This is a genomic window from Alicyclobacillus dauci (genome assembly GCF_026651605.1).
Lineage (GTDB): Bacteria > Bacillota > Bacilli > Alicyclobacillales > Alicyclobacillaceae > Alicyclobacillus > Alicyclobacillus dauci.
The window spans coordinates 1,338,661-1,351,780 of record NZ_CP104064.1; the positions used below are offsets into that span (position 1 = coordinate 1,338,661).

The window sequence follows — 13,120 nt, forward strand, 5'->3', positions numbered from 1 at the left end:
TCCCTCTCCCATTAAGCACTGCAGCAACCACCAGGATGCGTTGCTGTGTCTTCTTTCGGTACAAAGAACTCCCATTCGTTCCCGTCTGGGTCCTGAACCCAAAACTTGTCTTGTACAGAATAGCAACAGGTGACATTCATTTGGTCGCGTGTTGTAAAACGGAGTCCATTTAATCGATCGCGCTGCGCCATCACTTCGTCAGTGTTTTTCACTTGAAAACCAAAGTGACTCACTTGGTTTCCACTCACTTCATCACGCAGATTCAATGTGAAGTTCAGTTTCGGCTCTTCTAAAAGGAACTTCGCGTAGTCGTCCTTCACCTTAACGGGTTCATGTTCAAATAGATGGCTGTAAAACTCAATGGATTTTTCTAGGTTGGTGACGTTGATTCCGACGTGTGTGTACATAAGTGACGCCTCCTAAATTTAATTTTTTCGATTAATGTCATCTAAAAAATCGATTAAAAAATCAAGGGCAGCAAACGGCAGGGTTTTGTAGTGGAGTTCTGCGAATCTTAACCACTACAGGCGAGGCCATTGGTTCTTTCGTTGGATGTGTCTGCCAATAGTTCCGTGCACTTCGTTCGACTTCGTTATGCTTGAAATGGATTAACTTTTCTGCAAAGTAAGGGTGAATCATTTTCAAGTACCTCCTTGAATGATTTAATCCAAAAAAATCGATTAACTAGGTACGAAAATGCTCAGCAACAAGCGTTTGGACGGAAGATACAGCAAAGTTGTTCAGAGAGCAGTGCATTGACTTCAGACGAATTGAGTTCGTAATAACTCCATGTCCCTTGCGTCTCGCGCGTAATCAGTCCAGCTTCGACCAGGATCTTCAGGTGGTAGGACAGGCTCGATTGCGGCAGGTCAAGCACATCTTGCAAATCGCATACGCATGTTTTCCCACGCTGGCAAAGTTCGTACATGATCTGCAATCTCTTCTCGTCAGAAAGTGCCTTGAATTTCGCGGCGTATGGTTTAAGTATGTAGTTGGGTTCTTTCTGATCGAGCACCGTTAGTTCCTTCACTGTATCTCATCCTGTTCATCAATTTTTTTAGATTTAATGGCATTATATGCACTGAATTGTGGTTGCGCAAGACTAAATCGAAAAAAATTGATTGAGTTAATTTCGGTTGATACATGTATAACGATATGGTTATTATGTGCTGTGGGGGTGATACATATGGACTTTGAAAGTCTTGCTGATGCATTAAAGGCACTGGGGGACCCAACTAGGCTTAAGGTCATTGCCCTGTTGAATGTCCGAGACTGTTGCGTATGTGAATTGGTACCTCTGTTTGGGATTTCACAACCGGCCGTCTCGAAACACATGAGCAGACTTAAGACTGCGGGTTTTGTGAAGGAAACCCGTAAAGGGATGTGGGTATTTTACTCGCTCAACATGGCACGTTTGGCTGAGATCGGTGTATCATTGAACAATCTGCCTGACATGACAAACGAATTAAATGAACTGCAAGAGAAGGGATTACTCGTCCAATGTGACGGTGTGGTGAAAGAATGACGTCCATGGCATGGTTAGCAATTGGTGTATTTATAGTTACGTTAATATTTGTCATCTGGCAGCCCAAAGGGTTGTCCATCGGTTGGAGTGCACTAGGTGGCGCAGTTCTCGCCCTGCTACTTCACGTGGTCCATCTCGGTGATGTCTGGTCGGTCACCAAAATCGTCTGGGACGCGACGCTTGCGTTTGTGGGCATCATCATCATTTCTCTCATTCTTGATCAAATTGGCTTTTTCGAGTGGGCAGCACTGAAAATGGCGCACGCCGCGAAGGGAAATGGGCGAAAGGTCTTTCTGTATGTCATTACACTGGGAGCGATCGTATCCGCGTTCTTTTCCAATGATGGTGCCGCACTCATTTTGACCCCCATCGTGCTAGAGAAAGTAAAACTTCTGAAGTTCGACATGAAAAAGATGTTACCGTTCATTCTGGCGAGCGGATTCATTGCAGATACCACATCGTTGCCACTCATCGTGAGTAATCTCGTGAACATTGTATCTGCGGATTATTTTGGCGTTGGCTTCATCCGATACGCTATACACATGATTGTGCCTGATCTGTTTTCGTTTGGTGCAAGTCTTTTGGTGCTTTACTTGTTTTTTCGAAATGACATTCCCAAAGAATACAACCCAAGCGATTTACCAGAACCAATAAAAGCAGTCAAACACGAGGGTATGTTTATCATGTCCTGGTCCATGCTTGTGGTGTTGCTTGTAGGCTACATTTTGACGGAGCTTAGACATATCCCCGTATCAGCTGTTGCACTCGTCATGGCACTGGTTTTTCTTTACACAGGATCTGTCACGAAAACCATCTCGCTGTGGAAGACCATCAAATCTGCGCCTTGGGCAATTGTTGTGTTCTCCATTGGTATGTATGTCGTGGTTTATGGGCTACGAAACGCCGGTTTGACCAATCTGCTCGGACATTTGTTGCGCTGGTCGACGCATGGCGGTATTTATGGCGCTACGTTGTTCACGGGGTTTGCGGCCGCAATTCTGTCGAGCACCATGAACAACATGCCGACGGTCATGATCGATGCACTCGCCATTCACTCGACAAACGCCACAGGCGTGATGCGCGAGGCCATGGTGTATGCCAATGTCATCGGCTGTGACCTCGGACCCAAGATCACGCCCATTGGCTCACTGGCGACGCTGCTATGGCTGCATGTTCTTGCCCATAAGGGCGTGAAAATTGGCTGGTGGCAATACTGCAAGACTGGGATTGTCCTGACCATTCCAACGCTTTTTGTTACCCTATCTGGTTTATGTTTGTGGATATTGTTGGTCCACTAAGGAGGGATGTCCAATGACGAAACCAATTATTTATTTTCTTTGTACAGGGAACTCATGCCGTAGCCAGATGGCTGAAGGATGGGCAAGAACGCTCGGTGGAGACAAAATTGAGGTTTACAGTGCAGGGATCGAGACCCATGGGCTGAACCCACTCGCAGTCGCTGCGATGAAGGACGCGGGTGTTGACATTTCGCATCATACATCCGATTTGATCGATCCCGAGATTCTGAACCGATCCGACTACGTAATTACCCTTTGCGGAGATGCAAACGACAGGTGCCCAGTCACACCACCACACGTGAATCGTCTACACTGGGGATTTGAAGACCCAGCGAAAGCAACGGGATCGGAAGAGGACGTTACAGCGAAGTTCCGCGAAGTCCGTGACGCTATTAAAAATAGAATTTCGACCTTCCTCAGCGTGGAGTTAAAGATAAAGGGGATCTAGCCATGGTTCGCATCTAACCGTAGGACAAACCCAATTAGTCAAAAGGGAAGATGAAACAGCTAGTGCCGAGGCTTGCAGCTTCGTGTGCATAGCCTGTCGACCTAGTAGTCTTTTACAAGCGATCTGATTGTCCGGGAAATACGTCGATATAGGCGGAGTCGAGCGCTCCCCCCACAGCAAGTAACGTTTTTCGCGTCTCGTGTATAATGATATATGAGCACTTGCTCATATAGTCCAACGGTAATATGTCAAGTTCCTGAAACTCGAAAAATGGAAATTTTGTTGGACCAAATTACCGTGAGTCAGTGAAAAAGACAGCACTAAAGAAACCCAGTCTGAGTTTGTTCCTCGAACTGGAACTGTTACCAAAGGATGATAAGGAGGCGATTATTGCTTCTCCGTATTCACCTTCCTTCTAGGCGTGTAGATTTGGTCGTTGCGTAGCAGCACATCGACCAGACGTACAAGTTTTCTTGCGGTTAAGACGAGGGCTCTTTTATGTTGGTGCTTTGGCACCTCAGCGAATTTCTTCTGGTAGTAATTCTGAAATTCTGGATCATGTCGTTTTACCGAGTTGGCGGCTTCAACAAGGTAATAGCGGAGGAACCGGTTACCAGATTTGATTCGCTTAGTATCTTCGGCTTCAAATTTACCGGATTGGTGTTTACGCCACGTGAGACCCGCATACTTTGCAACGGCGGCTTGGTCTTTAAACCGGTGAATGTCGCCGATCTCGGCAAGAATGCCGGCGCAGTAAACGCGTCCAATGCCGGGAATGGTCTCCAGCGTGTTCGGGATGCCGTCCAGCAGTCGCGCGATAGCTTGGTCAATCTGTTTGATCTGTTGCTTGATAGTTCGTATAGACTCGATGGAAGTAGCAAGCAGGATGTCAATCGTATCCTCTACACATTTGGAGAGGCGGTATGAGGAACGGGCGGCCTTCTGAATGCACTTGGCGACCTTCTCCGGATTAGGGAAACGATTCTTGCCTTTCTCTTTTAGGTAATCTGCAAGATCCGCCAGTTCCATGGATCCGATTTCATCAAGACTATACTGCTCCAGCAACAACTCGGTGATGGCATGACCGAAGACATCGCTTTCCACCTCGCTGGTAAAAGCGCTGCATTTGAAGAACAGGTGTTGCAAAAAGTACTGCTTTTCACGCGTCAGATTATGCACGAGATGAAATCTCATGCGAGTAAGGCGCTGTAAAGCAATGTATTGTTCTTGCAGTACCACGGTCATCGGCAGTCGTCCGAAACGCAGCCGGTCAGCGATAATCCAGGCATCAATATAATCGGTCTTGTCCAGGTCGGGGTAAGCCTCCTGAACTTACTAATGAGCTTGGGATTGATGGTAAACACTTTGGTGCCGCGTTTTTGTAACGAGTTATCTTCGTGCAAAAACATGGCGGGATGCCAACTGTACACGGATGTGGATTCAAGTCCGACGTGGATTTCCTTGGATTTTTCCTTATCTGCTAGGGACAGAAGCTTGTCCCGCAAACGGGAAGCCCCATCGTGGTTATTCGTGACTGTGAAGGAATCCAGTGTGTCACCAACGATGTTCATGGCGCAGACTTTTAAGTCTTCAGAGCTAACGTCAATACCGACGAATAATTTCAAGGTTATCCCTCCCTTCTGAATTAGGGATTTGGGGAATTGGACTCTTCGGGACGCCCCCAGCGCGCTCGCAGATCAATCACCCTCGCATATGAGAACTTCCTTCGATCCATGAGCCGCCTCGAATCTGCTACTTTCGAGCATGGGTTGCCAAAGGGAACAGCCAACGGGTTAGAAGTACACGCGAGTGCTGGGGAAACAGACTTTAGACGTAGTCGAGCTACAGGAGATGAACGAATTTCCCCAAATGACCCAAGGATCATTGTCTGGGAACATCACGAAGAGTCCAAGACCCAATTGCGATTTATTAAGTTTTCAAGGAGGCCTGTTTTCGGGCGGACCCCGACTTCCGCTCCTCGCCCTCCGGGCTGTGGTGCGGGTTCGGCTACTTGCTCCATCTAAAAACAATTTTTTACTGGAAATTCTTCAAAAAGAAGAATCGAAAAATACTATACGAGGAGATGTGACAATGGCGCAGCTACAGCAGCATTGTTCCAACGTGGTACACTTCGAAGCAGTAAAAGATTGCGTCGATCAGCTTGAAACGCCAGTCGTCGAGAATCTTGCTGAAACGTTTAAAGCACTTTCCGATCCGACACGTCTTCGCATTCTCTATAACTTGTCAAAACGTGAGTTATGTGTGTGCGATCTCGCTCAAATATTAGGCATGACACAGTCGGCCATCTCTCACCAACTGCGGTATCTGCGGAATTTGCGACTGGTGAGAAACCGCCGAGACGGCAACACAGTATATTACCGGCACGACGACGCACACACCATGGGCTTGCTTCAAATGGCAGTCGACCATGCGTCTCATGTACAGATATCCAAGGAGGAGAAGTCCCATGAGCACGCATAGTCACGGCCACGTACACGATCACGACCATAGCGACGTGTTCCACTCACATGCCCCAGCAGGCAAGATGCGTTTGGCCTTTTTTCTAACGCTCCTCATTCTCGTCGTTGAAATTGCCGGTGGGTGGTTATCGCATAGTTTAGCCTTGTTGTCGGATGCTGGACACGTGCTCACGGACATCGCAGCGATCGGTCTTTCCTGGTATGCCATGAAGCAGTCCGAGAAGCCATCGAGCAAAGACATGACCTTCGGATATTACCGAGCAGGCATCTTAGCTGCGTTTATTAACGGAATTACGCTCATTCTCATCACGCTCTGGATTTTGTGGGAAGCGTATCATCGCTTTCAACGCCCCGAACATGTCACACCGACTTGGATGTTTATCAGTGCAGCCGTTGGTCTGGGAATCAACCTGTATTTAGGCTTAGGGATGCGACACGAGCAAGATATGAACGTCAAGAGCGCCGTGCTTCATATGCTCGGTGACGCTGCAGCGTCTGCCGGTGTCATCATAGGAGGCATCATCATCGCCGTTGCCCACTGGTATGTCGTGGACCCAATTTTAAGTGTCTTAATTGCAGTTCTCATCGCCCTAGGCGCTTGGCGAATCGTCAAACAAACGGTGGTCATCCTGATGGAGGGAACACCGAAAGACGTCGATTTGGAGAAGGTCGTGGACGCGATTCGAGTCGTCCGTGGCGTTCACAATGTTCACGACTTACATGTGTGGAGCATCACAAGCGGAAAGAACGCCCTGTCTTGTCACGTCGCGCTCGACGGAGCCGTGACAATCCAAGAGAGCCAGGTCATTTTGAAGGAAATTGAGCACAAGCTGGCCCATTTGAACATTGGACACGTCACCGTTCAGATGGAGGACCAAAACCATCAACACGTTGATGACTTGCTCTGTGCTTCTCCGGAAAAATCGCATCATCACCATCACTAACGATTGCTTAGGGTTGAGACTGTGACCACATTAAAAATGATTGCCCTCGTGATGTCGCTCGGGATCGACACGTTGATGGTGCCCATTTCACTTGGCTTTGTGAAAACCAAGGGGAAGTGGCGTGTAGCGACGACATTTGCGTTCGTCGAGGCGTTCATGCCTCTCATTGGCCTGGTAGTCGGAAGAAGCGCTGGTCATCTAGTTGGTTCTTATGCGTCCTTCGTTGGTGGCGTTTTGCTGATTCTGCTGGCAATTTGGCTGACCTTCTTCGATCACGATGACGACGACAACACGAAATTCGAACGTGACCTCATCGGCTGGACCCTGATATTGACGGCACTAACAGTCAGCTTGGACGAATTGGCCGTGGGCTTCTCTGTTGCCCTGGTTGGCGTGCCCGTGTTGGTGACTATCATTTTGATCGCCCTTCAGGCTTTTCTTTTCACGATGATTGGTATTACATTCGGCGCTAGACTGAAACCGCTGTTCGGTGAGTGGGCCGAGAAAGTGGCAGGTTGTGTGCTGGGCGTGCTGGGGATTTGGATCCTTGCCGAAGCCGTTCTTCATCTGGTACTTCAATAACTCGCTCTTGGCCGCCCGGAAACAAGCTGGGGCAAATGGACAAACACCCTCTGCATATGCATTCCTCAAGGAGGGGATGATCATGCGTCGATCGCAAGTCATCGTGACGGGTGTGGAATACGGTGCGGACTCCGTAAGAGAATTGGCGCAAGAGATGATTGAACGACTGGTCCTCAACAATTCCCCAATACAGCAAATGAGCACTTCCTATGATCCGACTGACTTCCAGAAAGCGTGCGAGACGGGTGGGAACTCGTGACTGTTTGCGCAATTTACGCCCGTGTATCCGACGAATCCCAGCTGGTTGGTGATTCCATCGAACATCAAATTGGATACTGCAGAGAACACGTGCGACGAAGAGGTCTTGATGATGGGATGGAGTGGCTTACACCGGAACAGTTTATTTACGTGGACAGAGGAATCACGGGTACGAGTATGCTCAAACGGACAGCCGTTCAACAGTTGTTACGCGACGCGCGCAGCAATCTGTTTCAAGTGGTTTTGTTTAAAGGAATTTCGCGGTTTGCCCGAGATACGGTGGATGCACTACTTATGCTCCGGACACTTCTCGCTTGTGGTGTACGCGTCATCTCAATGGAAGAGAACTTCGACAGTTTGCGCGATCACGCCGAGTTTATCTTCACGATTCACAGCGCCCTCGCTCAGGCCGAGTCTGAAAAAACAGCGATTCGTGTACGGGTGGGTGCCGCACAGAAGGCGAAGTCCGGGAAGTGGAATGGTCAGGTACCTGACGGATACGTTTTGAACAAAGTCACGAAGCACCTCGAAATCGATCGCAGTACGGCCTCCATCATTCGAGACATCTTTTCCATGTATTTGAACGGCATGGGTTGCCGTACAATCGCTGATGTTTTAAACCGTGAAGGACGCTACACGAAACGGGGGAACCTTTGGACACAGCGCAATCTCTCACGTCTCTTAAGAAACCCAGTGTATGCAGGTGATGTTGTTTTTGGGCGACGTGAAAAGCGACAGGCCTTGCCATCCGAATCGGATCCGTTAGCACGAAGAAAAGTAACTGTTCGAACGAATGACCCGGAACGGCTGACGGTGTGTCGAAACGCCCATCCAGGAATCGTATCGAGAGCGGTCTTCGACAAAGTCCAGGCCATCATGGATAGGCGGCGTTCCACCTCGGGACCTACGGAAAATACACATTTGTTCACCAAAGGGCTGCTAAAGTGCACATGTGGCAGCAGTATGACTATCACGTATAACCGTGCAGGAACAGCCTACTATAGGTGTTTACGTCAGGGAGACGCCGGCCGCGCAACGTGCAACAGCGGGTACATTCGTGCACTTGACTTGGAACGGGCTGTACTCTATCAAGTTCGTGCGGACCTTCTCCTGGCACTGCCATTTCAGGACCTCGTCATGCCCGGTCATCAAGTGGGAGACTTAAAGCGAGAATTGAGCGAGATCGAACTGAACATCAAACGGCAACTGGGTAGGTCACAGGCTTTGTTTGAGCAGTTTACTGACGGGCTGCTTCTATTTGACCAGTACGAGCAGATGAGCGAGATCGTTCGAAGACGCGTAATGAGCTTGCAGAGCACGCGCGACAAACTCCTGACGCAAATCGCTGTCACAGCGGAGCCAAAGGAAGTCGAACCATTTGTTCGCAAAGCGATTGCGGATTTGTTTCAGGTGACAACGAGGAATCCGAGACAGACACGTGAAATTCTCGCCCTCTTTCTAGAAGCTGTGCAAGTGGAACGAAGTGTCGATAGTCGTAAAGAGGTACGTCTCATTTATCGCTTTGCCAAGTTAATTTGACGAACCGTGCAGTAAATTGCGGGCCACAGGACCTCCTATGGTCTACATTCGACCACATCAAACGTATTGACATTGGTGCGCCTAGGCGGGTATTCTACATCAATGATTCAAAATACTAGGACAAAAAATAACTATTTGATGGCGATACTGGAGGAGGTCCGTCGTGGATACGCTGAGATACCCAATTGGACGATTCGAAGAAAAGACTCAAGTGACGAGCGAAGATATCGGGTCATGGATTCGACAAATTGCCGATGCACCGGAAGAATTGCGCGAGGCTGTCAAAGGATTGACGACAGACCAGATGAACTTGCCCTATCGTCCCGATGGCTGGCGCTTACGGGAAGTCGTCCACCATTTAGCCGATGCACACATGAACGCCTATATTCGATTTAAGCTTGCGCTTACGGAGACCAATCCGGTTATCAAGCCCTTTCAGGAAAACCTCTGGGTCCTCCTAAGTGACTATGACAAGGTACCAGCGGAAACGTCCCTGACGCTGTTGGATGCTTTGCATGCGCGCTGGGCAGCATTGCTGCAGTCGATGGAACTGACTGACTTCAACCGTACCTTTGTTCACCCAGAAACCGGGCAGGCGCCACTGGCACGGACGCTCCAACTATATGCTTGGCATGGTCGTCACCACATTGCCCATATCACGTCGTTTCGAGAGAGAATGGGCTGGTAGTCACGCGAACTGAACTGGCTTTACCTTAAGCCAAAGCCCCGGTTTACGCATATGGCTGCGTATATCCGGGGCTGTTTATTTTACGGTTCGGATTGATACAAACGATCCGCCGATGTCACGTGAATGTTACGGTTTCATTGATTGGATCTCTTGTTCTAGCTTCCTTGTCCGCGGCTTCAGATATCGATTTAGGACGACAAGACCTGTCGTCATTCCAGCCAACGTGAGAATTGCAGCTGTCATACTTGTTCCACCTTTCTAGCGTGTCACGCAGGGTGTCACTTCTGTTGATATTATCAGTCTAACCAATAAATCTTGAAAGAAACTTAAAAATTCGAATGGCAAGGAGACAGACCGTTATTGCATACGCATCGTGGTGAGGTGATCCAGGGTGCGTATACAAGTGAATGTAATACGCGTGACGTGTGGGGAACTTGCTCCGGGGGAGATAACGAGGCGGATCGCTGAAATTGTTGTTCGAGAGCAGTGGCATCCGTCGGTGAAACCGGAAGACAAATTGGATGAGGCTGAATGTTGGTATCCGGCTGTGGACGACAGATGAGGTCTCTAATATGGTGACCTGTGCAATTTACGCGCGCGTATCAGATGAATCACAAGTTCGCGGTGAGTCCATTGGGCACCAGATCTCTTTTGCGAAGGCGTTTGCACAGCGGAAAACGATTGACACAAATGAAATCTGGGAGACGCCCGAAGAACTGATATTTGTTGACGAAGGGATTACGGGAACGAGTTTGGTCAAGCGGCCACAGGTTCAGAGGCTGATTCGTGCGGCTCGGGAGAGAGCCTTTCAAGTCGTACTGTTCAAAGGGATCTCGCGATTTGCGAGGGATACGGTTGATGCACTCATCATGCTTCGGACACTGACGGCATGCGGTGTTCGTGTGATATCGATGGAGGAAAATTACGATAGTCAGCGGGACAGTGCAGAATTTGTCTTCACAATCCACAGTGCATTGGCACAGGCGGAGTCAGAGAAGACAGCAATTCGTGTTCGGATGGGAGCCATGGAAAAAGCCAAATCCGGGAAATGGAACGGGCGGGTACCGGATGGGTACGTGCTCAACCACGAGACGAAGCACTTGGAGATCGATGAGGCGTTTTCGCCGGTGATTGAAGAGGTCTTCAATCTATATGTCGGCGGGATGGGATGTCGGCGGATCGCTGAGTCGCTCAATGAGCGCAGCATTTATACCAAGCACGGGAACCCATGGAGTGCACGACAGGTTGCCAGGCTGCTCCAAAATCCCGCTTATGTCGGGGACGTAGTTTATGGAAGGCGAACTCGTCAATTTGCCGTACCAGATGAGTCACATGGATTCGCAAGGCGGAAGATCACGAAGCGCGTTGAACACGAGAGCCACGTAGTCGTGTGCGAAGGGGCACATCCACCTATCGTCTCTCGGGAACTGTTTGAGCGGGTTCAAGAAATTGTTCGATCTCGGGAGACAGCACCAGGACGGACTGGTAATATCCATTTGTTGACCAGAGGAATCCTTCGCTGTACGTGCGGTAGTAGTATGGCTGTCAAGTACAATGGCCATGGCACGCCGTATTACCGTTGTGTCGGTCAAATGGATAAAGGTAGAACATTTTGTAAACAGAAGTTCCTGCGAGCTGACGCCGTCGAAGAGGCGATTTTATGCCAGGTAAGAAATGATGTTTCGAAAGTGTTGTGCTTTGATGACGTGGTGGAGCCACGGAAGCGGGACGGACGGGTATATTTGCGCGAGGTGGATCGGGAGATCACTCAGCAACACAAACGAACGCGTCTCATGTTTGCCAAATTTGCTGAGGGGCACCTGTCGGAGGAACAATTCGCACAAGTCAATCGGTTTATCAAGCAACGATTGGAGTTCTTATACGGGGTGAGGAAGAAACTCAGCACGTTGAAGTCGCCACAGCCAAAGGAAAGCGAGTTCGAGCGCCGCGTTCGCGGGTACGTGGATATGCATTTGGGAGATACGAAGACACATCGAAGGCGGGCGAGAGAACTACTTGAACTCCTTGTCGATCACGTCGACGTCCTCACCGTGCGCCCTGGCGTGATCGAGCTTAGCGTGACATACCGTTTTGCTGACCGCCATAGCAGTGTTGTCGAATGACGGCTATCGGACCTCCAATGGCCATTGCCCCGGTAAACCAAGTTCGAGCAGTCCTTGATTACGCAACGTCAGTGATCGCACCGGAAAAAATTCTCATGGGCATGTCTTTGTATGGATACGACTGGCCATTACCGTATGTCAAAGGCAGGACTCGTGCCAGCGGCATCTCAAACAACGACGCACAGAATCTCGCCATCACGGAACAGTCGCCCATCCATTGGGACCGCGAATCCGCGTCCCCGTGGTTCGAGTACATGGTAGGCTCGGTCCGACATATAGTGTGGTTTGATGATGCACTGAGTGCCGCAATTAAATTATCGCTGGTAGACGAGTACGGACTGCGTGGCGTGTCAATGTGGGTTCTCGGAAACGAGTTTCCGCAGGTGTGGAACTTGTTGCAGGACGAATATAATATCCGAAAGTATTAGATATCGCATGAGGAATTCTTGTCAAGATATCAGGTGCACCTGGGGCGCGGGAACTTTCGTCTCGCGCCTCGTCACTCCTCGTCCACTTTCGCTCCGTAGGCCTGTGCGATTTGAACGGCTTGAAACATGTCAACTTTGACTCCATTTACATCGAAATCTTGAAAGTTCAGTCCAGTTGTATTGGATTTTCGAATGTTTGCTCGTTTCAAATGCGCTTGCGTGAACACCGTCATCGTCAAATCGGCATACCGCAAGTCTGCATCTTCGAGATGACAGCCGGAAAAGTCAGCGTATGTGAGATTTGCGTGCCGAAGATCAATTTTCTGCAGGTGTTGAAATCGGAAATTGGTATAAGACCAGTCCCCTTTGTCAATCACGAATCCCGTCAGGTTCGCCTTTTCAAAACTCGACCCCGTCATCTTGCACTCAACAAATCGCGAGGTGAATAGGTTTGCTGCGTGGAAATCGCAGTTGAGAAACGCCGAAGCTTGGTGCTGGGACGCGTTCAAGAGCGCATTGCCAAAATCACAGCCAGAGAAATGGCAACGAATCGTCTCGATCTCATTTAATTTAGCAAATCGAAACGTACAGTCCACGAAACGACACTTATCAAACGTCCACTCCACGAAGTCTTTATTGACAAATGACTCGTTAGTGAATACTTCCCCTGTTACGTAGGGCATCGGCCGCCCTCCTCAAGTACGCCTGTCATCATCATACAGCATCGCAGGTACTGAGAAGTATAACCGCTAAAGTCATGAGCTTGTACATTCCGAAACGAAAGCGGGACGTGAGTTAGGGGAATAC

At 49.3% G+C, this 13,120-nt stretch carries 15 protein-coding genes and 1 pseudogene; 12 read left to right on the forward strand and 4 right to left on the reverse strand.

Annotation, left to right across the window (positions count from 1 at the left end; translation table 11 throughout):
* Positions 1 to 11 precede the first annotated feature (11 nt).
* Together NZD86_RS06550 and NZD86_RS06555 are read right to left on the reverse strand one after the other, a co-directional pair.
* Positions 12 to 407 (reverse strand): ArsI/CadI family heavy metal resistance metalloenzyme, encoded by a 396-nt coding sequence (locus NZD86_RS06550; RefSeq protein WP_268045704.1) that lies wholly within the window; start codon positions 405 to 407, stop codon positions 12 to 14.
* Positions 408 to 700: 293 nt separating this feature from the next.
* Positions 701 to 1,030, reverse strand: coding sequence for an ArsR/SmtB family transcription factor (locus tag NZD86_RS06555; protein WP_407655218.1), 330 nt, complete (start codon positions 1,028 to 1,030; stop codon positions 701 to 703).
* A gap of 156 nt (positions 1,031 to 1,186) precedes the next feature.
* Here NZD86_RS06555 and NZD86_RS06560 point away from each other — a divergent pair, with 156 nt between their 5' ends.
* Genes NZD86_RS06560 through arsC form a run of 3 tightly spaced genes read left to right on the forward strand, consistent with a single transcriptional unit; the run spans position 1,187 to position 3,271 of the window.
* Positions 1,187 to 1,525: an ArsR/SmtB family transcription factor gene (locus NZD86_RS06560; RefSeq protein ID WP_268045705.1), complete on the forward strand. Its 339-nt coding sequence runs from the start codon at positions 1,187 to 1,189 to the stop codon at positions 1,523 to 1,525.
* Complete coding sequence (locus NZD86_RS06565) at positions 1,522 to 2,823, forward strand: arsenic transporter (RefSeq protein ID WP_268045706.1); 1,302 nt, start codon at positions 1,522 to 1,524, stop codon at positions 2,821 to 2,823. The genes NZD86_RS06560 and NZD86_RS06565 overlap by 4 nt, the downstream gene beginning before the upstream one ends.
* A gap of 13 nt (positions 2,824 to 2,836) precedes the next feature.
* Positions 2,837 to 3,271, forward strand: coding sequence for an arsenate reductase (thioredoxin) (gene arsC, locus NZD86_RS06570; RefSeq protein ID WP_268045707.1), 435 nt, complete (start codon positions 2,837 to 2,839; stop codon positions 3,269 to 3,271).
* Between the two features lie 387 nt (positions 3,272 to 3,658).
* On the opposite strand, the pseudogene NZD86_RS06575 reads toward arsC, so the two are convergent.
* Positions 3,659 to 4,896, reverse strand: a pseudogene (locus NZD86_RS06575) (IS110 family RNA-guided transposase).
* A gap of 466 nt (positions 4,897 to 5,362) precedes the next feature.
* Between NZD86_RS06575 and NZD86_RS06580 the strand changes: the two are divergent.
* From NZD86_RS06580 to NZD86_RS06620, 9 genes are all read left to right on the forward strand, one after another.
* On the forward strand, positions 5,363 to 5,752 hold the full coding sequence (locus NZD86_RS06580; protein WP_268045708.1) for an ArsR/SmtB family transcription factor: 390 nt from the start codon (positions 5,363 to 5,365) through the stop codon (positions 5,750 to 5,752).
* Positions 5,739 to 6,695, forward strand: a complete 957-nt coding sequence (locus NZD86_RS06585; protein ID WP_268045709.1) for a cation diffusion facilitator family transporter — start codon at positions 5,739 to 5,741, stop codon at positions 6,693 to 6,695. The genes NZD86_RS06580 and NZD86_RS06585 overlap by 14 nt, the downstream gene beginning before the upstream one ends.
* A 21-nt stretch (positions 6,696 to 6,716) precedes the next feature.
* The gene (locus tag NZD86_RS06590) at positions 6,717 to 7,277 is read left to right on the forward strand and encodes a manganese efflux pump MntP (protein ID WP_268045710.1); all 561 of its coding nucleotides are present in this window, start codon (positions 6,717 to 6,719) and stop codon (positions 7,275 to 7,277) included.
* Between the two features lie 82 nt (positions 7,278 to 7,359).
* The gene (locus NZD86_RS06595) at positions 7,360 to 7,536 is read left to right on the forward strand and encodes a hypothetical protein (RefSeq protein ID WP_268045711.1); all 177 of its coding nucleotides are present in this window, start codon (positions 7,360 to 7,362) and stop codon (positions 7,534 to 7,536) included.
* On the forward strand, positions 7,533 to 9,074 hold the full coding sequence (locus NZD86_RS06600; RefSeq protein WP_268045712.1) for a recombinase family protein: 1,542 nt from the start codon (positions 7,533 to 7,535) through the stop codon (positions 9,072 to 9,074). The genes NZD86_RS06595 and NZD86_RS06600 overlap by 4 nt, the downstream gene beginning before the upstream one ends.
* A gap of 163 nt (positions 9,075 to 9,237) precedes the next feature.
* Positions 9,238 to 9,762, forward strand: coding sequence for a YfiT family bacillithiol transferase (locus tag NZD86_RS06605; protein ID WP_268045713.1), 525 nt, complete (start codon positions 9,238 to 9,240; stop codon positions 9,760 to 9,762).
* 403 nt (positions 9,763 to 10,165) lie between these two features.
* A complete protein-coding gene (locus NZD86_RS06610; RefSeq protein WP_268045715.1) occupies positions 10,166 to 10,324 on the forward strand; it encodes a hypothetical protein in 159 nt (52 codons plus the stop codon).
* Between the two features lie 10 nt (positions 10,325 to 10,334).
* Positions 10,335 to 11,885, forward strand: a complete 1,551-nt coding sequence (locus NZD86_RS06615) for a recombinase family protein (protein WP_268045716.1) — start codon at positions 10,335 to 10,337, stop codon at positions 11,883 to 11,885.
* A complete protein-coding gene (locus NZD86_RS06620) occupies positions 11,882 to 12,313 on the forward strand; it encodes a glycosyl hydrolase family 18 protein (protein WP_268045717.1) in 432 nt (143 codons plus the stop codon). Before NZD86_RS06615 ends, NZD86_RS06620 begins: the two co-directional genes overlap by 4 nt.
* A gap of 71 nt (positions 12,314 to 12,384) precedes the next feature.
* Here the strand turns inward: NZD86_RS06620 and NZD86_RS06625 are convergent, their stop codons facing one another.
* A complete protein-coding gene (locus NZD86_RS06625; protein ID WP_268045718.1) occupies positions 12,385 to 12,996 on the reverse strand; it encodes a pentapeptide repeat-containing protein in 612 nt (203 codons plus the stop codon).
* Between the last annotated feature and the right edge of the window lie 124 nt (positions 12,997 to 13,120).

Excerpts from the sequence above, each read along its gene's own strand:
- NZD86_RS06550 (WP_268045704.1), bottom strand. The coding sequence starts at position 407 with ATGTACACACACGTCGGAATCAACGTCACCAACCTAGAAAAATCCATT.
- NZD86_RS06560 (WP_268045705.1), top strand. The coding sequence starts at position 1,187 with ATGGACTTTGAAAGTCTTGCTGATGCATTAAAGGCACTGGGGGACCCA.
- NZD86_RS06565 (WP_268045706.1), top strand. The coding sequence starts at position 1,522 with ATGACGTCCATGGCATGGTTAGCAATTGGTGTATTTATAGTTACGTTA.
- arsC (WP_268045707.1), top strand. The coding sequence starts at position 2,837 with ATGACGAAACCAATTATTTATTTTCTTTGTACAGGGAACTCATGCCGT.
- NZD86_RS06580 (WP_268045708.1), top strand. The coding sequence starts at position 5,363 with ATGGCGCAGCTACAGCAGCATTGTTCCAACGTGGTACACTTCGAAGCA.
- NZD86_RS06585 (WP_268045709.1), top strand. The coding sequence starts at position 5,739 with ATGAGCACGCATAGTCACGGCCACGTACACGATCACGACCATAGCGAC.
- NZD86_RS06595 (WP_268045711.1), top strand. The coding sequence starts at position 7,360 with ATGCGTCGATCGCAAGTCATCGTGACGGGTGTGGAATACGGTGCGGAC.
- NZD86_RS06615 (WP_268045716.1), top strand. The coding sequence starts at position 10,335 with ATGGTGACCTGTGCAATTTACGCGCGCGTATCAGATGAATCACAAGTT.
- NZD86_RS06620 (WP_268045717.1), top strand. The coding sequence starts at position 11,882 with ATGACGGCTATCGGACCTCCAATGGCCATTGCCCCGGTAAACCAAGTT.
- NZD86_RS06625 (WP_268045718.1), bottom strand. The coding sequence starts at position 12,996 with ATGCCCTACGTAACAGGGGAAGTATTCACTAACGAGTCATTTGTCAAT.